Annotated in this window: 19 protein-coding genes and 1 tRNA gene; 11 read left to right on the top strand and 9 right to left on the bottom strand. The window is 71.8% G+C overall.

What is annotated here, in order from left to right; all coding sequences use genetic code 11:
* The 5 genes from IE99_RS0117475 to IE99_RS31940 form a co-directional block, all read right to left on the bottom strand.
* A complete protein-coding gene (locus tag IE99_RS0117475) occupies positions 1 to 1,296 on the bottom strand; it encodes a VWA domain-containing protein (RefSeq protein ID WP_030171436.1) in 1,296 nt (431 codons plus the stop codon).
* A complete protein-coding gene (locus IE99_RS0117470) occupies positions 1,293 to 2,663 on the bottom strand; it encodes a hypothetical protein (RefSeq protein WP_030171433.1) in 1,371 nt (456 codons plus the stop codon). Before IE99_RS0117470 ends, IE99_RS0117475 begins: the two co-directional genes overlap by 4 nt.
* Positions 2,663 to 3,148, bottom strand: a complete 486-nt coding sequence (locus IE99_RS0117465) for a hypothetical protein (RefSeq protein ID WP_030171430.1) — start codon at positions 3,146 to 3,148, stop codon at positions 2,663 to 2,665. Before IE99_RS0117465 ends, IE99_RS0117470 begins: the two co-directional genes overlap by 1 nt.
* Positions 3,149 to 3,238: 90 nt before the next feature.
* Positions 3,239 to 5,431 (bottom strand): hypothetical protein, encoded by a 2,193-nt coding sequence (locus tag IE99_RS0117460; protein ID WP_030171427.1) that lies wholly within the window; start codon positions 5,429 to 5,431, stop codon positions 3,239 to 3,241.
* A gap of 2 nt (positions 5,432 to 5,433) precedes the next feature.
* Positions 5,434 to 5,505: transfer RNA gene (locus tag IE99_RS31940), tRNA-Gly, on the bottom strand.
* A gap of 81 nt (positions 5,506 to 5,586) precedes the next feature.
* On the opposite strand from IE99_RS31940, the gene IE99_RS0117455 reads away from it, so the two are divergent.
* A complete protein-coding gene (locus IE99_RS0117455; RefSeq protein ID WP_051712651.1) occupies positions 5,587 to 6,705 on the top strand; it encodes a CoA transferase in 1,119 nt (372 codons plus the stop codon).
* A 31-nt stretch (positions 6,706 to 6,736) separates the two neighbouring features.
* Positions 6,737 to 7,408, top strand: coding sequence for a helix-turn-helix transcriptional regulator (locus tag IE99_RS0117450; protein ID WP_030171423.1), 672 nt, complete (start codon positions 6,737 to 6,739; stop codon positions 7,406 to 7,408).
* An 80-nt stretch (positions 7,409 to 7,488) separates the two neighbouring features.
* On the opposite strand, the gene IE99_RS0117445 is transcribed toward IE99_RS0117450, so the two are convergent.
* Positions 7,489 to 8,250, bottom strand: coding sequence for a DUF2249 domain-containing protein (locus tag IE99_RS0117445; protein WP_030171421.1), 762 nt, complete (start codon positions 8,248 to 8,250; stop codon positions 7,489 to 7,491).
* A 48-nt stretch (positions 8,251 to 8,298) separates the two neighbouring features.
* Between IE99_RS0117445 and IE99_RS0117440 the strand changes: the two genes are divergently transcribed.
* Positions 8,299 to 9,411, top strand: coding sequence for a hypothetical protein (locus IE99_RS0117440; protein ID WP_211258835.1), 1,113 nt, complete (start codon positions 8,299 to 8,301; stop codon positions 9,409 to 9,411).
* A 61-nt stretch (positions 9,412 to 9,472) separates the two neighbouring features.
* On the opposite strand, the gene IE99_RS0117435 is transcribed toward IE99_RS0117440, so the two are convergent.
* Positions 9,473 to 11,605 carry a TerD family protein gene (locus tag IE99_RS0117435; protein ID WP_037559605.1) on the bottom strand — a complete coding sequence of 711 codons (2,133 nt, stop codon included), beginning with the start codon at positions 11,603 to 11,605 and terminating at the stop codon, positions 9,473 to 9,475.
* Positions 11,606 to 11,909: 304 nt separating this feature from the next.
* On the opposite strand from IE99_RS0117435, the gene IE99_RS0117430 reads away from it, so the two are divergent.
* Positions 11,910 to 13,370: a hypothetical protein gene (locus IE99_RS0117430; RefSeq protein ID WP_051712614.1), complete on the top strand. Its 1,461-nt coding sequence runs from the start codon at positions 11,910 to 11,912 to the stop codon at positions 13,368 to 13,370.
* A gap of 8 nt (positions 13,371 to 13,378) precedes the next feature.
* Here IE99_RS0117430 and IE99_RS0117425 read toward each other — a convergent pair whose 3' ends face one another.
* Positions 13,379 to 15,715: a WD40 repeat domain-containing protein gene (locus IE99_RS0117425; RefSeq protein WP_030171413.1), complete on the bottom strand. Its 2,337-nt coding sequence runs from the start codon at positions 15,713 to 15,715 to the stop codon at positions 13,379 to 13,381.
* 127 nt (positions 15,716 to 15,842) lie between these two features.
* On the opposite strand from IE99_RS0117425, the gene IE99_RS0117420 reads away from it, so the two are divergent.
* Positions 15,843 to 16,415, top strand: coding sequence for a TIGR03086 family metal-binding protein (locus IE99_RS0117420; protein WP_051712611.1), 573 nt, complete (start codon positions 15,843 to 15,845; stop codon positions 16,413 to 16,415).
* A 35-nt stretch (positions 16,416 to 16,450) separates the two neighbouring features.
* Here the strand turns inward: IE99_RS0117420 and IE99_RS0117415 are convergent, their stop codons facing one another.
* Entirely contained in the window at positions 16,451 to 16,879 is a 429-nt protein-coding gene (locus IE99_RS0117415) for an ATP-binding protein (protein WP_157610355.1), read from the bottom strand.
* A gap of 98 nt (positions 16,880 to 16,977) precedes the next feature.
* On the opposite strand from IE99_RS0117415, the gene IE99_RS0117410 reads away from it, so the two are divergent.
* The 6 genes from IE99_RS0117410 to IE99_RS0117385 all read left to right on the top strand — a co-directional run bounded on the left by IE99_RS0117410 (position 16,978) and on the right by IE99_RS0117385 (position 22,206).
* A complete protein-coding gene (locus tag IE99_RS0117410) occupies positions 16,978 to 17,793 on the top strand; it encodes a helix-turn-helix domain-containing protein (protein ID WP_030171404.1) in 816 nt (271 codons plus the stop codon).
* Complete coding sequence (locus tag IE99_RS0117405; RefSeq protein ID WP_030171401.1) at positions 17,790 to 17,990, top strand: DUF397 domain-containing protein; 201 nt, start codon at positions 17,790 to 17,792, stop codon at positions 17,988 to 17,990. The genes IE99_RS0117410 and IE99_RS0117405 overlap by 4 nt, the downstream gene beginning before the upstream one ends.
* Positions 17,991 to 18,154: 164 nt before the next feature.
* Positions 18,155 to 18,895, top strand: a complete 741-nt coding sequence (locus IE99_RS30410; protein WP_051712609.1) for a hypothetical protein — start codon at positions 18,155 to 18,157, stop codon at positions 18,893 to 18,895.
* 265 nt (positions 18,896 to 19,160) lie between these two features.
* On the top strand, positions 19,161 to 20,123 hold the full coding sequence (locus IE99_RS0117395; protein WP_030171397.1) for an alpha/beta hydrolase: 963 nt from the start codon (positions 19,161 to 19,163) through the stop codon (positions 20,121 to 20,123).
* Between the two features lie 11 nt (positions 20,124 to 20,134).
* Entirely contained in the window at positions 20,135 to 20,998 is an 864-nt protein-coding gene (locus IE99_RS0117390) for an SDR family NAD(P)-dependent oxidoreductase (protein ID WP_030171395.1), read from the top strand.
* A gap of 95 nt (positions 20,999 to 21,093) precedes the next feature.
* Positions 21,094 to 22,206, top strand: a complete 1,113-nt coding sequence (locus IE99_RS0117385) for a S1 family peptidase (protein WP_037559604.1) — start codon at positions 21,094 to 21,096, stop codon at positions 22,204 to 22,206.
* The last annotated feature ends 31 nt before the right edge of the window (positions 22,207 to 22,237 follow it).

Here is a 22,237-nt window from a genome sequence, read left to right as displayed (position 1 = left end):
TCAGTCGAGGAAGTTCTTGAGCTCGAAGACGAGCTTGCGGATGTGGCCGGAGACGACCGGGGTGCCGAGCGCCTTGAAGCGCTGCCGGAACCACGGGTTCACGATCTGCGTGCCGGAGCTGTTCACCGAACCCACGGGGATGAACTTCACCCCGGACCGGTGCAGCCCCTCGATGCCGGTGAACAGCGGCTGGGAGCGGTCGAACTCGTAGAAGTCGGAGATCCACACCATGACGGTGTTGCGCGGATCGGTGATCTTCGGTCTGGCCGTCTCCAGCGCGACCGGGCCGTCGTTGCCGCCGCCGAGCTTCGTGCGCAGCAGGACCTCGAACGGGTCGTGCACCCACGGCGTCAGGTCGATCGCCCGCGTGTCGTAGGCGATGAGGTGGACGTCCACCTTGGGAAGCCCCGCGAAGATGGACGCGAGGATCGTGCAGTTCACCATGGAGTCGACCATGGAACCCGACTGGTCGACGACCACGATGAGCTTGGCGGGGGTCGTCCGCTTGGCGGTGTGCCGGTAGAAGAGCCTGTCGACATAGAGCCGCTCGTCCTCGGGGCTCCAGTTCGTGAGGTTCTTCCAGATGGTGCGCTCGAGGTCGAGGTTGCGGAACACGCGCTTCGGCGGGACGGACCGGTCGATCGTTCCGGCGCTCGTCTGCGCCACCTGCGTCCGCAGGACCTCGGCGACCTCGTCCACGTACCGGCGGATCAGCTTCTTCGCGTTCGCGAGCGCGACGCCCGACAGGTTCGCCTTGTCGCGCAGCAGCTGCTCGACGAGCGACATGCTGGGCGTGAGCCGGGACGCCAGCGCCGGGTCGGCGAGCACCTCCCGCAGGTGCATCCGCTTGACGAGGCCGCCCTCGATCTCGGCCAGGAGGCCCCCCATCCCGCCCGCGCCCTCCTCACCGAGGGCTTGGCGGAGCCGGCCCGCGTCCTTCTGCCAGCAGGCGAGCTGCGTGGCCGACACTGAGCCCGATCCGGTGGCGAACACGTTGAGCAGCAGCTTGGACGCGAGGGCCGCGCGCCGCACGCGCTCCCGGGGCTCGCCGTCCCCGGCGGGGGACATGACGCCGTCGAGCTCGTCGGCCAGCTCGGGGAACCGCTGGACGAGGTTGTCGATGGAGATGCCCGGGTCGAGCACGGGGGCGGGCAGGCCGGCGTCGCCGACGACGGCGACGCTCGCCGCCTCCAGCGAGGGCTGCTCCTCGTGGTCGAACAGCCGGCTCAGCAGCCGCCAGTACAGGACCTGCCGGTGGTTGTCCTCGCGCGCGCCGGTGTCCTCGTGAGTGCTCACTTGCGCAGCAGCCTTCCCGCGCGCTCGCGCAGGACCGCGACCACGTCACCCGATCGCGCCTCCGCCTTGACGACCTTCGGATCCGTCGGGCCCTGGGCCCAGTCGCCGTTGTGCGCCTCGACGGGCTTCTTCCGCACCGTCGCCTGGACGGCGAGGGGCTGCACCCTCCAGCGGTCGTCCCAGCGGACCAGCCCGATACAGGACGTGGACGCGGCGACCAGCTGCGGGGTGAGCGGCCCGGACGGGGGAAGGCGGTCGAGGTCGAGTTCGATGGAATGCCCGTCCAGCTCGAGCTTGCCGTCCTTCACCGTGTAGCCCTCCAGGAGCACGGGCTCGGCGATGCGCACCGGGTGCCGCTCCAGGGGCGGGACGGCGGGCGCGGACGCCTCCGCCAGCCGGACGCGGGCGGTGGCGAACGGGTCGGCGGGCTCACCGGCATTGGCGCGCCCGTCGTCCCAGACGAGGTCGCCGCCGCCGGCGACGGGCATGTCCTGGACGTCCAGGCCGCGGTGCTCGGCCAGTGCCGCGAGGAGCGCGGGGTGATCGCCGAGCAGGTTCCACACGGCCGGGCCGGTGATCGTGTCGACCTTCGCCGCCGCGACGCCCGCCCGCACCAGGCGGGGCCCGTCGCCGCCTTCCAGGATGCCGTGCACCCGCACCTGGACGGCGGTGGCGTGCTCGTGCACCTCCGCGCCCAGGATGAGCAGCCGACCCGAGACCGTCCCGGCCGGCACGGTGGAACCGGCTCCGCGGGCCAGCAGCAGCGCGCGCGCCCACAGGTCGGCCCAGCGCCGGACGGGCAGCCGCTCCATCGTCGCCACCGGCGATGACGCCCGCAGCTCCGCCGCGAACCCGTCGAGCAGGACCGCGAGGCGCCGCAGCCGGGGCTCGGCCAAAAGCGCCTCCACCACCGGGTCGGACGCCGACACCAGGTCGTGGTCGACGCCCCGCCAGCCCGCGATGGCCAGCTCGCCAAGCCAGGAGCGGCATCCGCTCAGCAGGTTCGCGGCGGCGGGCTCACCCGCCGGCCCGTCCTCCCAGGCGATCCGCTCACGCCCGAGCGCCCCGTCCAGCCGGGCGAGCAGCGCGTCGTGGACCGCGCCGAACACGGCGCTCCGCCCCGCCGCCATGGCGGTCAGCCGCTCGTCGCCGAGACCGCCGATCGCGATCTTCTCCGCCGCCTCCGCGGCGACCGGCCCGAGCGGCGAGCCCGCGAGCGCGCCCGCGAGCGCCTGGAGCGACCCGTCCTCACCGAGCCGCCCGAGCCCCCGCGCGAGCGCCTCGTCGAAACCCGCGATCACGTCGAGGGCGGCCCCGACGCCCTCCGGTGCCCCGTCGAGCAGCTCGCCGAGCTGCACGGCCAGCATCAGCGCACCGCCCCGAAAGCCGGGAACCAGTCCATCTCCGGCAGCGGCTCGGCCGTCCCGGGCACCTCCAGATAGGACAGGTGACGCAGGAACCGGCTGAACACGGCCGCCGCGGGGGCCTTCGCCCTGGACCCGCCCATCGCCCCCACGAGGTCGCCGTCCTCACCGACCTCCACGCGCAGGTAGCGGGCGACCCGGTCGAGCCCGTACTGCTTCACGGCCTCGTCGGCGAGGGCGTGCAGATGCTTGCAGGGGTACCCGGACAGGCCCCCGCACGGACGGTTGTTGTTCGTGCTGCAGCCGAAGTCGTGCGAACCGGCCTCGAACGACGAGACGTACACCCGCGCCATGTCGGACCCGCTCGACACGACACCCCGCAGCCGGCCGTCCGCCAGCTCGACGAACGGCACCTTGGCCAGCTTCCGCGGCTGGACGGGCGGCACCACCCGGACCGCGCTCGACCGCTCCCAGGGAGCCTTCTCCACCTTCGACCTCCACCCGTGCCGGAGCCCGTCCGGGCCATCGCCCGGCAGGTGGTGAAAGCCTCCCAGCGGGGTCCGACATTCGGCGGAGGATCAGCTCAGGATCCAGTGCCCGCCGGTGCTCCAGCCGGTGAACCGCCGCGCCGCGGGCGAGGCGCCGATCTCGGCGCCGGTCAGCGCCTGCCGCAGCCCCGCCACGGCGGGGCCGAGCCGCCGCGCGACGTCGCCGGGGGAGCGGTCCAGTTCGTCCTGCATCCATGCCAGGACCGAGACCTGCTCCTTCAGGCCGCACAGGGACAGGAAGAAGACGGCCTGCCGCCACGCGTACGCGGCGTCCTTGACCGTGCCGAGCGGGCGCGGGCGGCCCGCCAGCGACCTGACGAGCCGGCGGGCGGCACCGAACGCGCGCCGCGCCAGATCGTCCCACCCGGCGACGGGGTCGGCGCCCACATGGACGAGCGCCGCGAGGTTGTGCGTCGTCAGGATCTGCGCCTGCTCGATCACCATTCCGTTGGCCGCCACCCACGACCCGCCCCGGCGCACGTCCGCCCGCTCCCGGCAGAGCTGGGCGAACCCGTCGGACATCGCCCGCACGGCCGTGTAGTCGATCCCGTAGTAGCGCGCGTACAGGGTGCCGTCCAGCAGCTCTCCGGCGAGCTTGGCGGCACGAAGGAACTTGGGAGCGAACGCGCCCATGAAGATGTCCGCCGCGAGCTCCTCCACGAACGGCGCGTCCACCCCGGCGGTCTTCGCCAGGGCGGTCAGCTCCCGGACGAACGTGTTCGGCAGGAGCGTGCCCGGGAAGCCCTGGAGCGCGAGTTCGCCCAGCTGGACCAGGACCTCCCGCGCGCCCTCCCGCTCCGCGGCGCCCCGCCGCCGGTACGGCTCCACGGCCTTCATCCACGGAAGCTCGTCCACCCTGACCTGGCTCTCCAGGTTCAGCAGCAGGAGCGACCGCCGGTTGCGGAAGGCCCGGTAGGTGGCGGCGACCACCTTCTGGAGCGCCTCGTCCTCGTACGCCCGCGCGACGGCCGCCGCCGTCAGCTGCGGGACGAGCCGTGCCAGCACCTCCGCCGAGGGGACGAGCCCGCGCTCCACGAGCGTCTCCACGGGAGCGCGCAGGGCGCTCTCCACGCAGGCGCGCAGCCGATCGGGCAGCTCGGTCCCCTCGGGCACCCCCGTTCGCCGCTCCTCGTCCGCCGTGACCGCCCGGACGTAGGGCTCCGTCGCGGGCAGCCCCGCCTGCGCCGGCACCTCCGAGAGCCGGGCCAGGACGATCCGCGCCATTTCGTGATGCGTCGGCCGCGCCGCATGACCGGCCTGCCGCGCCCGCAGGGCGGCATGGGCCCCGGTCCCGGGCAGCCCGCGCTTGGCGACCATGCTCTCCACCGCGCGCGGCAGCAGCCGCGACGGCGCCCGCCCGTCCAGCACGTCCTCCAGCGACTCCCGCAGGACGGCCAGGTTCTCTCCGGGCTTGTCGTGCTTGGTGCACAGGGTGTTCTCGGACGCCAGCCGGCGGTACTCCGCGATCAGCTCGGCGCCCCGCTCCCGCCACCCGCCCGGCTCGACGGCCCCGACCCGCCCGTCCCGCACGGTCTCGAGCCAGTGCGCGAGCAGGACGTCCGCGAACGGGTTCCAGACGGTGAGCGCCTCGTTCATCGCCGCGACCCTGGCGTTCGGCCGCCGCGACGCCAGACCGCCCCGGACCTGCCCGACGCTGGTGCGGCACACCAGGGAAGGGTCCTCCTGGGCCGCGCCGGGGCGGGGCCGGAACCGCAGCCGGTCGCTGAACGGGCCGATCGCCTCCAGGACGTCCAGCGCCCGCGCCGGGTCGCCGGCGCGCAGCAGCCACGCCATCACCGGCAGCGCGGTCTCCTCGGGCAGCGCGGCGTCGTACCGGCCGCTGTCGAGCAGCCCGGACAGCTCCGCCATCCCCGCGTCCGTCAGGGAGTACAGGAACAGGGCCCGCCGTGTGGGGGCCACCCCGGCCCGCTCGGCCGCCGCCTCCTCGTGCTCCAGCAGCGGTCCGCCGGCGGCGGCCGTCCCGGTGGCGAAGCCGCCCCGGACGACCTCGGGCGTGACCCATGCGGGCAGTCCCTCGACGGGCGTCCGGGACCCGATCCGCAGCGTTCCGTCCACCATGCCGGCGGCGACCTCGGCCCACCGCCGCAGCCGCTCTTCGGCCCGCCGTCGCGCGGGGGCGTCCTCGTGCGCGAGCGCGGTCACGAACGCCTTTGCCATCTGCCCTTCGGCGTAGGCGGGGTTCGCCTGCGTCTTGTCGTCCATAGCCAGCGTGGCGGGTTCCGCCCCCGCGCCCTCCGGGTAGGAAGCCCGGTGCTCTCCTGCTGAGCTACACGCTGTCGCCGCCCAACCTAGGTACCGCGCCGTCCCGCCCGCAACGGGTTAACCGGCCGCCTGGTAGACATGGCGCGGTGACCGACATGTTGCCGCTTGCCGGGATGCGGGTTATCGAGCTGTCCAGTTTCGTCGCCGCGCCGCTCGGGGGGATGACCCTCGCGCAGCTCGGCGCGGACGTGATCCGCGTCGACCAGGAGGGCGGCGGGCCCGATATCGACCGGTGGCCGCTCGCTCCCTCCGGCAAGAGCCTCTACTGGGCGGGGCTCAACAAGGGGAAGCGGTCCGTCGAGGTCGATCTGCGCTCCGCCGAGGGACGGACCGCCGTGGCGCGCCTCATCGAGGACGCGGGGATCGTCCTGACGAACGCCCCGCCCCGGCCCGGCCTCACCTACGAGGAACTCAGGCGGAAGCGGCCCGATCTCATCCATGTGCAGCTCGTCGGGATGCGGGAAGGCGGCAACGCCGTCGACTACACCGTGAACGCCGCCACCGGCTTCCCGTCCCTGACCGGTCAGGAGGGTGCGGACGTCCCGTCCAACCACGTCCTGCCGGCCTGGGACATCGCCTGCGGGCTCTACCTCACGGTCGGTCTTCTGGCCGCCGAACGGCACCGACTCCGCACAGGGGAGGGACGCGGCGTCCAGGTGGCCCTGAGCGACGTCGCCCTGGCCACGGCAGGAAACCTGGGCTATCTGGCCGAGGCCCAGCTGGGCGGGCGGCGGCCTCGCCTCGGCAACTACCTGTTCGGGGATTTCGGGCGCGACTTCGCCACCGGGGACGGGCGCGTCATGGTCGTCGTCCTCACTGCTCGCCACTGGCACGACCTCCTCCAGGTCACCGGAATGGGAGAGGTGGCAGAGGCCCTTGAACGAGCCCTCGACGCCGACTTCCGCACCGCCGGGGACCGCTACCACCACCGCGAGGCCCTCGCCGGGATCCTCACGCCCTGGTTCGCCGGGCGAACCTGCGCGGAGGTGGAGGAGAGGCTGAAGGGGACGTCGGTGCTGCACTCCCGGTACCGTGACTTCGCCGACATCGTCACCGACCTGCACACGCGCCCGCTGATGGCGGAGCTCGACCAGCCGGGCATCGGCCCCCATCTGGCGCCCGGTTCGCCGCTCGTCTTCGACGGCGTTCCCATCGCCCCGGTCGCGGCGCCCGCGCTCGGCGGGCACACCGGCGAGATCCTTGGCACCCCCTAATTTCACTAGTCACATTGTGTAAAATAGGGGGATGGGTAAGCGGGAACACGTCGACGCCGAGCCGGAGCCGCCGCTCGGCGACAGCCGCGCGGCCGTCCTCGAGGCGCTGCGGGCGCACGGCCCCTTCGGGGTCAGGGAGGCGGCCGAGCGCACCGGCCTGCACCCCAACACCGCCCGCTTCCACCTGGACGGCCTCGCCGAGGCGGGCCTCGTCCAGAAGGAGAAGGGCGGGAGCGGCGGCCCCGGCCGTCCGCGCACGCTGTACCGCGCGGTGGAGACCGGCGAGGGCGTGCGCAGCTACCGGCTGCTCGCCCGCATGCTGACCAGCCTGGTCGCCGGGACGATGCCGGACCCGTCCGGCGCCGCGGTCGAGGCGGGCCGGGCCTGGGGGTCGTATCTCGCCGAGCGCTCCGCCCCGTACGAGAGGATCGAGCCGGACGAGGCGCTGGAGCGGCTGTCGGGATTCCTGTCCGGCATCGGCTTCGAGTCGCGTCCCGATCTGGCGCGGAATCTGATCCGTCTCGTGCACTGCCCGTTCCGGGAGATCGCCGAGGAGCACCGCGAGGTCGTCTGCCCGCTCCACCTCGGCCTCATCCAGGGCGCGCTCGCCGAGATGGGCGCGCCGCTGTCGGCCGACCGGCTGGAGCCGTTCGTCGAGCCCCACCTCTGCCTGGCCAGGCTGAGCCGGCCCGGCGACGCCTGACGTCCGCCCGGGGGTCGGAGCGCAGGACGCGGCAACGGCGCCTGACGGTGCGGGCCGCCAGGCGCCGTTGCGCCATCGGGTCAGGGGCGCCCGATGCGGACCCGCCACACCTCCGGGCCCTCCTCCAGGTAGTCCCAGGTGAACCCGCCCGCGTGCTCCGCCGCGAACTGGTAGCGCAGCGGCTTGGGATCGTGGTCGTTGACGAGGGTGAACGCGCTGCCCGCCGTGAGCGCCTCGAACGCCGCGAAGATCTGCTGGTGGCGCTGCGCCGGGACGAGCGTCCTGACGTCGAGCACACCGCCGTCGACCTCGGCCTTCGCGTTCGGGTCGCCCGGGTCGTCGTGGCCGCCGCAGGTGCAGTGGTGGTCGGAGGCGGCGGCGGGCTCGCCGAGGATGTCGTGCATGCCGTCGAGCAGCGTCGCGATGTCCACGCCGGCGTTGACGAGCGCGGGCAGCAGGGCCTCGTTCTCCTTCTCCAGGTGCGCCTGGAAGAGCGCGTTGACCGCGGCGGCCGCGCCGACGATCTCGCCGGGAGTGCGCGCGTCTCGCAGGGCCGCGATGGCGTTCCGCAGGACGACGTGCTCGGCCGTCATCGCCTGGACGAGCAGGGCCGCCTCCGGCAGGTCGAGCGCCGCCCGGTAGAGGGTCTCCTCCTCGGCGGCCGCGTGCGGGACGATCTCCTCCGCGCAGAAGGCGACGAGCAGGTCGCGGCGGTCGGTCGGGGAGTGGAGCTGGTCGACGGCGCGTGCGATCGTGACGGCGTGGTCGGCCATCGTCCGGCCGAGCCGCTCGTGGTGGTTCCGGATCGCCTGCACCGTGTCGGTGGCGGTGGCTGTCGTCATGCCGAGCTCCTAGTATTTACGAACTGTCTTGTAATTATACTGCCAGACATGAGCAAATCCGAGCGCCGAAGGTCCCGGGTCGCCGTACACCGCCTTCCGCTGTTCGCCGGAGCGGCCCTCTCCCTGGTCGCGGGCCTGTGGGGCGGCCTCGGCCTGCTGGGCCTCGGCGTCCCCGCGCCCCGCACCTCGTTCGCGCAGCAGCACGGCGTGCTCATGGCGCTCGGCTTCCTCGGCACCCTCATCGCCCTGGAACGCGCCGTCGCGCTCGGCCGCCCCTGGGCCTACGCGGCGCCCGGAGCGTCCGCCGCCGGGGCGATCGTCACCGCCGCCGGTTTCGGCCTGCCCGGCCGCGTCCTGCTCACCGCCGCCGGCGCCTGGCTGGTCGCGGTCTACGTGGCCGTCTTCGGCCGCCGCACCGGACGCGACCTGACCGTCCAGGCGGCCGGCGCCGTCGCCTGGTACATCGCCGGGATGCTGTGGATCGCGGGCCGCCCCGTCGCCGACCTCGTCCCGTGGCTCGCGGCGTTCCTCGTCCTGACGATCGCCGGGGAGCGCCTCGAGCTCGCCCGCGTCGCGTTCCTGGGTCGCCGCGCGTCCGACGGCCTGCTCGCCGCCGCCGCACTGATCGGCGCGGGCGCCGCCGCGTCCGTCGCGTGGCCCGGCCCCGGCTGGCGCCTCACCGGCCTGGGCATGCTGGCCCTCGCCCTCTGGCTCGGCTTCCACGACGTGGCGCGCCGCACGATCCGGGGCGCCGGCCTGCCCCGCTTCGCCGCCGCCTGCCTGCTCGCCGGCTACGCCTGGCTCGCGTTCGCCGGGACGGCCTGGCTGATCGCCGGGCGCCCCGGCGGCGGCGGCGTCCGGGACGCCGCCCTGCACGCCCTGTTCCTCGGCTTCGTGATCTCGATGGTGTTCGGGCACGCGCCGGTGATCCTCCCGGCGGTGCTGCGGGTGCGGCTCCCGTACCACCCGATCCTGTACGCGCCGCTCGCGCTCCTGCACGCGTCGCTGATGCTGCGCGTCGCGGGCGACCTCGGCGACCTGCCGGACGCCCGGACGATCGGCGGCGTCCTCGGCGAGGTGTCGCTCGTCCTCTTCGCGGCCTGCGCGGTGACGGCGGCCCGCCTGAAGAAAGAAGAAGGGCGAGGAAAGCGAGAGCGCTAATCTTTTGCAGAGATGGCAGAAGGAAGCTCTCTCATGGCCTCGCCAATGGCCACTGTAGCAGTCAGGCGGGGATCAGTTCACGCAGATTCTCCGGCGTGAACACCTGCGACTCCGGGTGCAGCCCCTCGGGCCGCTGGAGCCCGATGAACGCGACCGGATGTTCGGGGACCGACTCGCCGTCCCACGCCGTCGCGTCCTCGGCGTCCATCAGATCGACCAGATGGCCGACCGTGAGGAAGCGCCGCTCGACGATGCCGCGGACGAGAGCCGCGGTCGACAGCCTGTTCTTCTCGACCTGGTTGAACCGCGGATCGCCCAGCAGGTTGAGATGCAGCCAGACGGCGCCCCACCGGCCGCCGTCCCGGACGAAGACGAGCGGGAGCGCCACGCGGCCGGGACCGCGCAGATCCGACTTCATCCGGACGGTGCGGGGCTCGAAAGGCCGTCCCGCCCGCTCGGCATCCCGCATCATGAAACCGAAGAACGACTCCGCGACATCGTCGAAGCCCTCCCCGTCGAAGACGTTCACCTGCGGGACGATGAAGCGCTCACCGATCTCGCCGAGCGACAGATTGATGAATTCCGAAGCGCCCTCCGGAGCCTGGGTGATGTCCCCCGAATGCTCGCCGCCCGCCACCTTCAGCGACGTGTACGAAAGCCATCGGGTGGCGTGGTAGCGCTCATCGAGCAGTAGTGCGGAAAGGTCGAAGTCGGTCTCGGTGCTCCGCTCCCGCCAGTAGATGAAGAACCGCAGGAGTTCACCGTCGACGGGCGTCCGCGACCCGCGCGGGAGCACCCCGAGGCCGTCCCCGGCGGCCTTGCCGCTGAGCGGCAGCGCGACGTCCAGCACATCCGGGTCGATGAGCAGGCGGCCCATCGGGGGGAGCCGGCGCCGCACCTCCGCGTCGATGAGCGACGCGAGCCGCCCGATCACCTCGGGCTCCAGCGGTGCCCGCGTGTCGGGGCCGCACCAGCCGCGCCCGAGGCGGTTGGCGAAAACGCGCTGCGCCGCGCCCGACTCCCGGTTGAGCAGATGCTCGCGCACCGACAGCAGGACCCGACCGGAAACGGCGCCGGCCACGTCCTGCGCGGCGTCCAGAACGGCGTCCGGTGCGCCCGGCCGCGCGCGCAGCAGCCGGTCGAGGGAGCGGAACAGCACGCCCGGCGCGTTCTTCCCGAACGCCGCCGCGGCCGCGATGTCCCCAGCCGCGGCCAGCGCCTCGAACCGTCCGGCGAAGGACGGCACGGACATGTCCCCGCGCGCGACCGCGAACACCTGGGCGGCATGCGGCCGGCGCGGGTACTCGTGCGGATGCAGCCGCTCCCCGAGCCGCTTCCATTCCTCGCGCCGCGCCCGGACATCGGCGAGCTTGCCGGGGTTGTCGCGGACGACGCCGTCCAGCGCCGCCAGCAGCGCCCGCCGCACGGGACGCTTCAGCGAGACGAACCGCGTCCGTTCCGCAAGGGTCACGTCGCCATCGGAAAGCGCGCATGCGAGCCGCAGCACATCGGTGACGGTGTCCACGAGCAAAGGCGCGCCGGCGTCGAGCCGCGCCCGGTTGACGACGGCCAGATTCTCCCGGACGGGGACCTTCCCGGGCTGCGGCCCGTCCGCATACTCCCCAGCGAGTGCTTTCAGCGCCTCCGATTCGTCACCGCTCAGCGGAGTGACACTTCCCGCGAGCCGGAGATAGAGCTCCGCGCCCTCCTCGGCCGCCGTCCGCCCGAGATGCAGAACGGTCACGCGGTCGCCGATCCCCGCGAGCAGTTCGTCGTGCGCCGCCAGCATCTCCTCGTACGTGTGCTGGTAACGCCCGTACCGGGGCAGCGCGAGCAGATTGATCCGGTACCGCGACAGGATCTCCTCCGCCGCGTCACCGACCACGTCACGCAGGCAGTCCGCCCAGAACTCGAACGTCCCCGGTACGTTCGCCGGGAAGTCCTTGAAGTACGCGTTGTGCCGCACGTGGTCCCCGGCCATTTCGCGGACGACCGGCAGCACCCGCCCCGCCAGGTCCAGGACGGCGGACTCGTCGAGTCCGCCCAGGTGCTCCAGCAGCTCCCGCGACAGCTTGAACCCGGCCGCCATCAGCGCCGCGTCGAAGCGCCGCGCCGCGCCGGACCCGTCTCCGGACGTCCCCTCGGGACGCGGGATACGGAACGTCTGCCGGAGGACCAGCTGGTCAATCCACATGCTCACCCGACGAATGCTGTCAGAACACCCGAACGCCCGCACGCCGGTTTCCGGTCCGAAACCGTGGAGGGAAATAGCGCACGTTCGCCGCATCCGGCGGGGACGAGATGGCCTGAACCGGCCACGCCGCTATTCCGAAATAACCCGTGGCACGTGATCACCAGCGCTTATGACCGTACGTGACCGCCCTTGTGCGTGCCCCTCTTATACGAAGCACATGGCGGGCTCGTTAACCTCCCACGCCATCCATCCGAACATCCAGCGGTGCCATATCGGAGCGGGGGAGCGAGTGGCGACTCGCGGAATGGCCGGTGCGGCAACGCGCGCCGATGAGCGACCGGTCACGGAATCTCCACGCCCGCGACGGCTCCGGCTCCTCCGCGAGCACCGGCCCCTCGCCCTGGCGATCGCGGCGGCGGCGGCACTTCGCGTCGTGACGATGCTCGGCTACCGTCCGGCGAAGCTCTATTGGGTCGATTCCTTCACCTATATCGACGTGGCTCTGCGGATGCGTCCGTCCGGGGGCTACCAGCCGGGCGGATTCCAGCCCAGCGGCTATCCCGCCCTCCTCTGGCTGCTGCGGCCCTTCCACAGCGTCGCGCTGGTCGTCGGCCTCCAGCACCTGATGGGCCTCGCGATCGGCGTCATGATCTACGCGGTCCTCCGCCGCCGGACGGCCCTGCCGAGCGGGTACGCGGTCCTCGCGGCGGTCCCCGGCCTGTTCGACGCCCGTTTCCTGCGGCTCGAGCACGCGGTCCTCTCGGACACCCTTTTCCTCTTCCTCGTGGTAAGCGCGCTGACCGTTCTGCTCTGGTCGCCGGCGCCTTCTCCGAGAGCCGCCGCGGCGGCGGGTTCGCTGCTGGCCTGCGCGGCGCTGACGCGCACCATCGCGGTCCCGCTGATCCTGCTCGCGGGCGCCCATCTCGCGCTCGGTCGTTTCGGCCCGAGGCCGGTGCTCGCCCTCGCCACGGCGGGTCTGCTTCCGCTGGCCGCCTATGCCTGCTGGTTCCATTCCGCCCATGGACGCTTCTCATTGGCCTCGGGCGACGGAGTCTCCTTATGGGCCCGCACCATGACGTTCGCCGACTGCCGGAGGATCGAGCCGCCCCCGGACCTTGCTTCGCTATGCCCCACCGGCGTACGGCAGGACGCCGCGTCCGAATACGTGTGGGCCCCCGACTCCGCCATCAACCGCGCCCCCGGCGGCCTCGCCGGGAACAACGACAGGGCCCGCGCCTTCGCCGTCCGCGCCATCACCGCGCAGCCCTTCGACTACCTCGGCGACGTCGCGCACGACACCGCGCTCGCCTTCACCTGGACGCCCGTCCCGCACCCTGGGCGCGTCAGGCCCGCCTTCGGCTTCGCGCGCGAACGCTCAGAACTCCCCGATCAACCGGCGATCGCCGAAGCCCGCACCAGGTACGCCGGCGACATACGGGGGCAGCACTCGGTCGATCCCTACGCGGGATTCCTGGCCGCCTACCAGTACCCGGCCTACCTGCGCGGCCCCCTGCTGCTCGCGATCCTCGTCGTCGGCGGCGTCGGCGGCGTCGGCGGCGTCGGCGCGCTCGGAAGGCGCCGCGCGGCGTCGCTGCCATGGGCGGGAGCCGTCACGCTCCTCGTGGCCCCGGTGGCGGTGCTCGACTTCGACCACCGCTACCTGCTGCCGGTCATTCCCATCGCCTGCCTGGCAGCGGGCCTCGCGGCCGGCGACCTGCGGGAGAAGCGAGCCGCGCGCCGCCGGGAGCCGCCACCGCACCCGTGAACCGCCCATCACAGGGCGATGTCGTACCCGCCGGTGCTCAACTCGGCCGAGGCGCCGCCGGGCCCGAACCGGTGCTCCAGGGCCGCGTGCAGCAACGCGACCACGACCCGGACCTCGCGCGGGAGTTCGCCGGACGCCCGCAGGCCCGCCACGACGCGGAGATGACGGGGCTCGAGCCGGTCGCCCGGCCGCTCCGCGATGTGCGGCAGCTCGCCGGCCCGCAGGTCGTACAGGTCGGCGCGCTCCCCGTCGCGGACGATCGCGAGGAAGGCCCCGTCCGGCGAGACCGCCACGGCGGTAGGCCGGCCGTCGCCGGGGAGCGCACCGAGGGAGCGAAGCGCCGAGGTCTCGAAGAAGTGCAGGTCACCGTCCTCCTCCACGGCGAGGAGCCGGTCGGGGTTCGGGGCCGCCGCGATCCCTGAGAGCCACGGGAGCCAGACGCTCTGCGCCTCTTCGAGGGAGCGGCCCCGCGCGTCCAGCGTCCTGATGCTCCCCTCCCGGGCGGCGCACGCCAGCCTGTCCCCGGAGATGAACACGGCACCGAACGCCGCCGACTCGGTGGCCGCGAGGGGCCGCCGCCTCGCCGGGTCGGCCAGGACGGTCCGCCGCCCGAGAAGCGCGACCCGTCCCGACTCCGGGTGCGCGGCGATCGCTCTCGGCCAGTCACCGCGCCGAAGCCCCAGCGACGACACCCCTCGGGTGCGCACCGGCCCGCCGCCCGCGTCGCCCACGACGAGGTGTCCTGACCGGGTCCCGGCCGCGAACGCGCCGCCGTCGCCCGTCCTGGCGAGCGCCGTGACGGATCCGCGTGCGAGGTGCAGGGGCGCGGTCTCCCCTCCGGCGCACCTCATGACGCGGCAGGCGCGGTCGGCATCCCTGGCCCGTTCACCCGCCACCAGCGTCCCGTTCCCGACGTGCAGGACACATCCCACGGACGCCTGGAACCCGCGGTACCGCTCGACGAGCCGCGCCGCGCCGAGGTCGACGACGCCGACGGTCCGCCTGCCGTTCGCGACGGCGAGAAGCGGCGCGTCCGGGGCGAACGACAGACCGTTGACGCGCTCCCCGAACCGGATCGCCGCCCGCCATCGCGCGAGCGGCCACCCCTGCGCCATCCGGGCGAGGGCGGCCTCGACCTGGGACGGATCCGTCTCCAGGTACATCTCGAAGAGCCGGCGATCCTCGTCCGGCGGGAGCCACCCGTCGAAGGACCGGATCAGGTCCACCCCGACCCTGAGCGGTAGATCCCGGACGAGTCCCCAGAGAGCGGTCCAATCCTCTCGCTCCGCCAGGTGTGCCGCGAGATGCCGCGCCTCATCGGCGGAGAGCTCCCGTCGCCCGTTCCCGGTGAGGACCCGGACGGGGTCGTGCCCTCCGGCGGCCGCCATGGCATCGCGGATGGCCTCCCGGACGTCCGGCGCCGCGGCGGCGTAACCGGCGGCGAGGAGCCGGCCGTCGGGATCGATGTCTCCCAACTCGCGCGTCTGCCCGGTCACCAGGAAGAACACCGCCCGCTCCACCCTGTCGCCGGGCATGAGCCGGTGCCGGACGCAGAACCAGGCGAGCCGCCGATCCCGCAGCGCCGCCCGGCAAAGCACCTCGACGAGTTCCCGCGTCCGGACGAGCAGGAACCTCTCGCTCGCGATCTCCGCGAGCGGATGGTCGCCGAGCGCGATCGCCTCGATCAGCGACGTCCGGTAGCGCGGCTCGCGCAGGACGAACGGGTTCGGCCCGATCGCGATGACGGCGGTCGGGACCTCGAACTCGGGCCATGCCGGAAGCCCCCACTCCACGAGCGCTCGCCACAATTCGTCCGATGGCGCCGCCCTCCACTCCTCCCACAGTTCGCGAAGCACCGCGCGCTCGGGGGGCTCGGGGTTCCGCAGCAGCAGGGACCGCCCGCGCCCGTCTCTCCAGAGCGCGTTGAGCGCCGCACCGCGCGCCGTCCGGTGGAAGTCCTCCGCGGACGCCCGCACCACCGGGTCGGAATCATCGAGGAGCGCCGCCAGGTGACCCGCGTCGTACCCGATCTCCAGATCATCGAGCCGCCCGAGAAGCGCGGCGCACTGGATGAGGGCGGGCCAGTCCTTCGCGAACGCCTCCGTCTCGAGGACGACCTGCCGGAACACCGGATCGCGGGAGGCCACCCACCATCCGGCGACGGCCTCCTTGGCGGCGTCGCGACACCGGTGCCCGCTCCTCCCGGCGATCTCCACGACCGACCGGACCGCGACCGGATCGCCCTCATCGGCCGCCCGGAACAGCCGCCGCTCGGCCCGGCGCGCCCGCACTCCACCGGCGGCCGATCGCTCGACCCACCGCCGCGCGCGCCCCTCGTCGATCAAGCCGCGTCCCTCCGTGCCGCCACCGCGAAGACCCTCGCACCCTCCCGGGAGATGCCGAGAACATAACAAGACGGAAGCCCGTCCATTTCGCCGATGAGTTTCTTTGCGGCCCCTGGTCCAATGGATCATGAGCGAACACACCGATGCCCTGGCGACCGCGCTGAGGCAGGCGTCCGACGTCATCTCCCGCGTCCGTCCCGAGCAGGCCGCGCTTCCCACACCCTGCGGATCCTGGAAAGTCCGTGCCCTGGTCAACCACGTGGTCGACGAGGTCGGCCAGTTCGCCGCCGTCACAGACGGAGGCGAGCGCGACCACCGGGGCTCCGACCTGCTCGGCGACGACTGGACGGCGGCGTTCGACGCGTCCGCGGAAGCCCTCCTGGAGGCATGGAGTCGCCCGGACGCCCTGAATCGCACCCACCGCCTACCGTTCGGCGAGGTACCGGCCGCATGGGCGATCGAGCAGCACCTCACCGAGATAGCGATCCACACCTGGGACATTGCGAAGGCGACCGGCCAGCCCACCGAACTCGACCCTGCGGTGGGGGCGGTCGCGATGCGCTGGGCGCAGGAGAACCTGCTGCCCCAGTACCGCGGCGACGAGGCGTCCGGCGCGCACATCGGCTCGGAGATCCCGGTCCCGCCCGACGCTCCGCTCTACGACCGCCTGGCCGCCTTCGGAGGCCGCAACCCCCGCTGACCACGACCGCGGGGAAGGGGCCCCCAGAGGTCGGCTCAGCAGTCGAGCCTCGCCCAGATCCATTTGCCGCCGCCGGGGTCGCGCGTGAGGCCGCACCGCGCAGCGAGGGTCTGGACGATGCAGAGTCCCCAGCCGCCGTTGGCGTCATAGTTCTCCTCCGAGCATTCGAGGTCGTCGAGGGAGAGCTCGAACGCGGGCTTCGGTGCCGGGACGGCGGGCGACGAGTCCCAGACGGCGATGAGCGCACCACTGGATTCGCGGCTGAGCCGAAACCGGATCTCCTCGTTCGGCGTTTGCCGCGTCGCGTTCGTGACGAGCTCCGAAATGATGAGAAGCGCGTCGTCGATAAGGTGGAAATAGTCCCATTTGCGGAGTCGTGCGTCCGCGAGCGTGCGCGCCAACCCCACCGCTGCCGGCGTCCCCAGGATGGGAATGATCAAATCCCCGCTCCGTGCCATCGCCATCGTCCCGTCCTTGACTCGAGTCTCCGTTCCGATGCCAAGGATCACTTCGGCGCTCTACGCTTCTCCTGTTAATGAAACAAGACGAAACAGGAGTGCCGATGCCCACCGTCCGGGACCCCCTCGACCCCAAGATCTCCATGTGGCACTTTCTGGCCTTCTACCTGCGCTTTCTTCGCGAGAAGGCGGGGCTCTCGCTCACTCAGTGCGGGGCTGTCATCGGTGTTGCCCGATCGACTGTTTCGAATATTGAGGCGGGCAGAATAAGGCCGCATGAAGACCAACTTGAGAAGTTGGACGCAAAATACGGAACGGGGTCGCTATTGCGACTGTTGCTCTGGTTTGCCCGAATGGCGCATGAGCCTGACTGGGGTCGGCAGCTCGTGAAGTATGAGGAGCAGGCGAACACGATCAGGAGCTACCACGGTCAGGCGATTCCGAGGCAGCTTCAAATCGAGGATTATGTGCGCGCCTTGGTGGACGTCGGTACGGAGGAAGGTGCCGACGAGATCGTGGCAAGGCGCCTCGCTCGTCAGAAAGCGCTCAACGATCGGGAGAAGCAGCCCTTCTACTGGCTGATCATGGACGAGGCCGTGCTCGCATCCTGCGTGGGCGGGCCAGAGGTGATGAAGGCCCAGTTGCTGCACCTGCGCCGAGCGATGGATCTACCCAACATCATCATCCGGTTCGTCCCACCGTCTGCGGGTGCCCATCCTGGTGTCGACGGGCCATTCCAGGTGATCAGCCTGGCGACGCGAGACGTTGCGTATGCGGGTGCCCAGAACGGCGGTCGGCTCATCGAACAGCCCCTGGAAGTGAGGGACATGTGGACTAAGTTTGATCGCATAGGCGCGAAGGCGCTCCCAGAGGACGACTCGCGCGCCCTCGTTGAGAAGTACTTGGAGCAGTACAGATGAACCTGCAGTGGCGAAAGAGTACTCACAGTGGCGGTGTTAGTGACGAGCACTGCGTTGAGATCGGACGCCTTTCGCTCGTGGCCGGTGGGGTCGCTGTGCGGGATTCGAAGGATCCGGACGGCGGGCACCTCACCCTGACCGTCTCCCAGTTCGGTGCCCTGCTGGACGAGATCAAGCGCACTACCTGTAACGCCTGATCAGTCGTTCCGCGAAGTCGGGTCTGAGCGCCGGGCGATGCCGGTCGTGGAACCGGGAGGGCAACGCGCCGCTGTCCACAGGTTGTCGAGCGTCTGTTGATCGCGGACCTTCTTGGGTGCTCGCAGATTGACGACCTCGAAGCAAGATCGACAGGCTACTCCCCATGACGAACACTGCCTGGCTGAATCTCAACGACGAGCCTGTCGCCGGGCAAGAGATCCTGCGCAGTGACCGCACGTTCCAGCTGTGGGCTTACTCGCCGTCGCACAGCCGACTGCTCCTGCGCAGTCGGGCGCACCCCCCGCGTCACCCGGACGGACGCGGTCGCGCGCACCAGACGACGTTCGAGGTGCTGTTCGCGCCGGTCTCGCAAGTGAGGATCAGCGCCTCTTTCGACGGTCTGATCCTCCGATACGCGACCGTCGAGGAAGCCGCCACCATCCTGTCCGAGACGCCGGACTCCGGTTCCTACGGCGACCAGCAAGTTCTCGTCCTGGAATCCCAAGGTGCGACCGGCCACATCATCACCGGTGCGGTCGGCTGGCACGACGACATCCTCAGCCCCACCAGGCTGAGTTTCTTCGCCAGCATCGATCCCGACCAGCCTGGGTGGCCCAGGCACGCGCTGGGGCCCGGCTACGACGCCGGTCTTGATATGGCGTCCGCCCAGGAGTTGATCGAAGCGCTCACGACGGCTGAGACGGGCGCCCCGATCCGAAGCAAATACCGGACCGTCCATGTCGTGATGACCCGCATCGCGTACGAACGCAGAGACCGCGAGCCGATCGTCGGAGTCCGTCCTGCGGGCGCCTTTCTCACCCAGATCGATGCCGAAGACTTCGAAGCACGACTCCAGCCACTGGTCGCCGAGTCCTGGATCGAAGAAGTCGCGATCGCGGTGTGAAGCGTGGGAGACGAGCGCACGTCCATGCCACCGACATTTCTGGGGCCGGTTCGCGCATGCTCACCGCCCGTGAAGCACAGCCTCCCGCCCCTACATTGCGCTGCGCTACCGCTTCATGACTATTCGTTGACCTTCGTTGGGCGCCACGGCGCTCGCCTGGTTGCGCTCCGGGGCGGCTGTTTCCGCTCAGCAGGATCGGTGCGGTCCGGGGGGCGGGGATGGGGCAGGGTCGGGGCGTCGGGTTCCCCTCAGCGGGAGGTGTGGCATGGCCGGCTGGAGCCATCGGTACGCGGCCGTCAACGGGCTGGACGTCCACTACGTGGAGCAGGGGACGGGGCCGCTCGTGGTCCTGCTGCACGGGTTCCCGCACACCTGGTTCAGCTGGCGGCACCAGATCGGGCCCATCGCGGACGCCGGGTTCCGGGTCGTCGCGCCCGACATGCGCGGCATGGGGGAGACCGGCGGGCCGCGGGACCACCGCGAGTACGGCCCGGACCGGATCGTGGGCGATCTGATCGGCCTACTGGATCACCTCGGGGAGGACCGGGCGGTCTTCAGCGGGCTCGACTTCGGGCTGTTCGCGGCCTACGACCTCGCCTACCACCGTCCCGAGCGCATCGCCGCGATCATCGGGCTGGAGAATCCCTTCTTCACGCCCAGCGAGGAATCGCCGCTGACGCTCGCGGCGCGGCAGGCGAAGCGGCACTTCAACCACATTCATTACTTCACGGCCTCGGACGACGCCGATCGCGACCTCGCAGCGGCGCCCAGGGAGTTTTTGCGCAAGCTGTTCTACGCGCTCTCCAGCGACTACCACTACCTCGATGTGTGGCGGAAGCCTCCCGGGACGACCTACATCGACGCGCTGCCGGAGACGCCGCCGTTGCCGTGGGCGTGGCTCACCGAGACGGAGCTCGAGTTCTACGTCGCCGGTTACAGCCGCAGCGGGTTCACCGGCGGGCTCAACTGGTATCGGGCCATGGATCTGTCCTGGGAGTACCGCAAGTCGTACGAAGGCAAGAATCCCGTGCCGTACTTCTTTCTGGGCAGCGAACAGGACGTTGACCTCGAGGCGTGGCACGGCGCCGATCCGCTCGGCAGGCTGGGCGAGCACCACGAGGACGTGCGGGCCGTTCGGATGATCAAGAACGCCGGTCACATGATGCAGATGGAGAAGGCCGCCGAGGCGACGGCGGCGATGCTGGAATTTTTGGCCGCCACCAAGTAAGGGAGACGCAGATGGGCCTCGCCGAAGACCGGGTCGTGGTGGTCACGGGCGCCAGCCGTGGTGCCGGGAAGGGCATCGCGTTGGCCCTGGGCGCTACCGGAGCGACGGTCTACGTGACCGGGCGCACCCGGTCCGAGGGCGAGTCGGCGCTTCCGGGCACGGTGTTCGCGACGGCCCGGGAGATCGACGAGCGAGGCGGCACCGGGATCCCGGTGGTCTGCGACCATTCCGACGACTCGCAGGTCGAAGCCCTGTTCAAGCAGGTCGAGCGCGAGAGCGGGGCACTCGACGTCCTCGTGAACAACGCCTTCACGATCCCGGACGGCCTGGCCCGCAAAGGCCCGTTCTGGGAAAAGCCGCTCGCACTTCAGGACATGTTCGACGTGGGGATGCGCTCCGCGTATGTCGCCGGCTACTTCGCGGCTCCGCTGCTGGTGAAGAACGGGGGCGGCCTCGTGGTCAACACGTCCTCCTTCGGTGGACGCTGCTACATGCACGGCCCGGCCTACGGTGCCGGCAAGGCGGCCGTCGACAAGATGGCCCACGACATGGCTGTGGACTTCAAGCCCCACAATGTGGCCGTCATCTCCCTGTGGATGGGCCTGCTGAAAACCGAGCGGACCCAGGCGATGTTCAAGGGCGTCCCGGACCAGTACAAGGCGTTCGCCGCCGCCGCGGAATCACCGGAGTTCAGCGGCCGGGTCATCGACGCCCTCGCCCGCGATCCGCGGTTGATGAGCCGCAGCGGGCAGGTGCTCATCGGTGCGGAGATCGGCGCGGAACTCGGCGTCACCGATGTCGACGGCACTCGCCCGCGTTCGCATCGCGACACGCTCGGCGACCCGCCCACGTACAACCCGGCCGTCGTCCGGTAGTCGGCGGCACCGGTTCGGCGCGCCCTTGAACTCCGGCCTCCGGCATTCGCGTATCTCCTCCCGAACCAATGGGATCGCGGAGTTGGGAGAGGTCCATGAGGCGCCGACACACCACGAAGATGATCAAAGCCGCGCTGGTGGCCGCCGGTTCCGGCGGGCTCGTGGCCGGGGCGGTGTACGTGGTGCAGGCCGACGCACCGGATGGGTCCGGGGGCGGGCGGACGGCCGCGCTGGCGGGCAGCGGGGCGGGCGGTGTGGGACGCCCGGACGCCGCCGCGCTCGCGGCACGGGTCGCCGACCGGCTCGGCGCCCGCACCACGGGCGCCTACGTCGACGGCGCCGGACGTCCGGTCGTCACGGTCACCAACGCCGCGGACGCGGCGACGGTGCGGGCGGCGGGCGCCGTCCCGAAGACGGCGCGGCGCAGCCCGGCGGCGCTGAACCGGGCCACCGCGACCCTGCGCCGGTCGGCGGCCGGCGTCCCGGGCACCGGCTGGGCGGTCGACCCCGCCACCTCGCAGGTCGTGATGTGGACGGACGACTCGGTCACCGGCGCGCGGATGGCGGCCGTCCGCGGCGCGGCGCGGCGGCTCGGCACGACCGTGCGGATGGTGCGGATCCCCGGGCGGCTCCGCCCGCTGGCGCTCGGCGGCGACGCGATCTTCGGCGGGGGCTCACGCTGCTCGCTGGGCTTCAACGTCAAGCGCGGCGGCCAGGACTTCTTCCTCACCGCCGGGCACTGCGGCAACATCGTCCGGACCTGGACGGCCGACCAGCAGGGCGCGCAGCCCGCCGGCACCACGGTCCGCAGCAGCTTCCCCGGCGACGACTTCGCGCTCGTCCGGTCCGCGCCGGGCGCCGCCGGGGAAGGCGAGGTCAACCTCTACAACGGCCGCACGCAGGACATCACGCGGGCCGGCGACGCCGTGGTCGGCCAGCGGGTCACCCGCAGCGGCAGCACCACCGGCGTCAGCACCGGGCGGGTCACCGCCGTCGGCGCGACCGTCAACTTCCCGGAGGGCACCGTCACCGGCATGATCCAGACGACGGTCTGCGCGGAGCCGGGCGACAGCGGCGGCCCCCTGTTCAGCGGCGGTACGGCCCTCGGCCTCACCTCGGGCGGCTCCGGCGACTGCCGGACGGGCGGCGTCACCTTCTTCCAGCCCGTGACCGAACCCCTCCGCGCCTTCGGCGCCCAGGTCTTCTGATACCGGCTTCTGTCACCCGCGCGTGCGAAGC

Origin of the sequence: Spirillospora albida, from assembly GCF_000718255.1 — a bacterium.
Taxonomy (GTDB): domain Bacteria; phylum Actinomycetota; class Actinomycetes; order Streptosporangiales; family Streptosporangiaceae; genus Spirillospora; species Spirillospora albida.
The sequence above is the reverse complement of the archived record's forward strand: the minus strand, read 5'-3'. Positions and strand labels throughout refer to the sequence as shown.

Coding starts and splice junctions, on each gene's coding strand:
- IE99_RS0117470 (WP_030171433.1), bottom strand. CDS start 2,663: ATGCTGGCCGTGCAGCTCGGCGAGCTGCTCGACGGGGCACCGGAGGGC.
- IE99_RS0117460 (WP_030171427.1), bottom strand. CDS start 5,431: ATGGACGACAAGACGCAGGCGAACCCCGCCTACGCCGAAGGGCAGATG.
- IE99_RS0117455 (WP_051712651.1), top strand. CDS start 5,587: ATGTTGCCGCTTGCCGGGATGCGGGTTATCGAGCTGTCCAGTTTCGTC.
- IE99_RS0117450 (WP_030171423.1), top strand. CDS start 6,737: ATGGGTAAGCGGGAACACGTCGACGCCGAGCCGGAGCCGCCGCTCGGC.
- IE99_RS0117445 (WP_030171421.1), bottom strand. CDS start 8,250: ATGACGACAGCCACCGCCACCGACACGGTGCAGGCGATCCGGAACCAC.
- IE99_RS0117440 (WP_211258835.1), top strand. CDS start 8,299: ATGAGCAAATCCGAGCGCCGAAGGTCCCGGGTCGCCGTACACCGCCTT.
- IE99_RS0117435 (WP_037559605.1), bottom strand. CDS start 11,605: ATGTGGATTGACCAGCTGGTCCTCCGGCAGACGTTCCGTATCCCGCGT.
- IE99_RS0117430 (WP_051712614.1), top strand. CDS start 11,910: ATGGCCGGTGCGGCAACGCGCGCCGATGAGCGACCGGTCACGGAATCT.
- IE99_RS0117420 (WP_051712611.1), top strand. CDS start 15,843: ATGAGCGAACACACCGATGCCCTGGCGACCGCGCTGAGGCAGGCGTCC.
- IE99_RS0117415 (WP_157610355.1), bottom strand. CDS start 16,879: ATGGCGATGGCACGGAGCGGGGATTTGATCATTCCCATCCTGGGGACG.
- IE99_RS0117410 (WP_030171404.1), top strand. CDS start 16,978: ATGCCCACCGTCCGGGACCCCCTCGACCCCAAGATCTCCATGTGGCAC.
- IE99_RS0117405 (WP_030171401.1), top strand. CDS start 17,790: ATGAACCTGCAGTGGCGAAAGAGTACTCACAGTGGCGGTGTTAGTGAC.
- IE99_RS30410 (WP_051712609.1), top strand. CDS start 18,155: ATGACGAACACTGCCTGGCTGAATCTCAACGACGAGCCTGTCGCCGGG.
- IE99_RS0117395 (WP_030171397.1), top strand. CDS start 19,161: ATGGCCGGCTGGAGCCATCGGTACGCGGCCGTCAACGGGCTGGACGTC.
- IE99_RS0117390 (WP_030171395.1), top strand. CDS start 20,135: ATGGGCCTCGCCGAAGACCGGGTCGTGGTGGTCACGGGCGCCAGCCGT.
- IE99_RS0117385 (WP_037559604.1), top strand. CDS start 21,094: ATGAGGCGCCGACACACCACGAAGATGATCAAAGCCGCGCTGGTGGCC.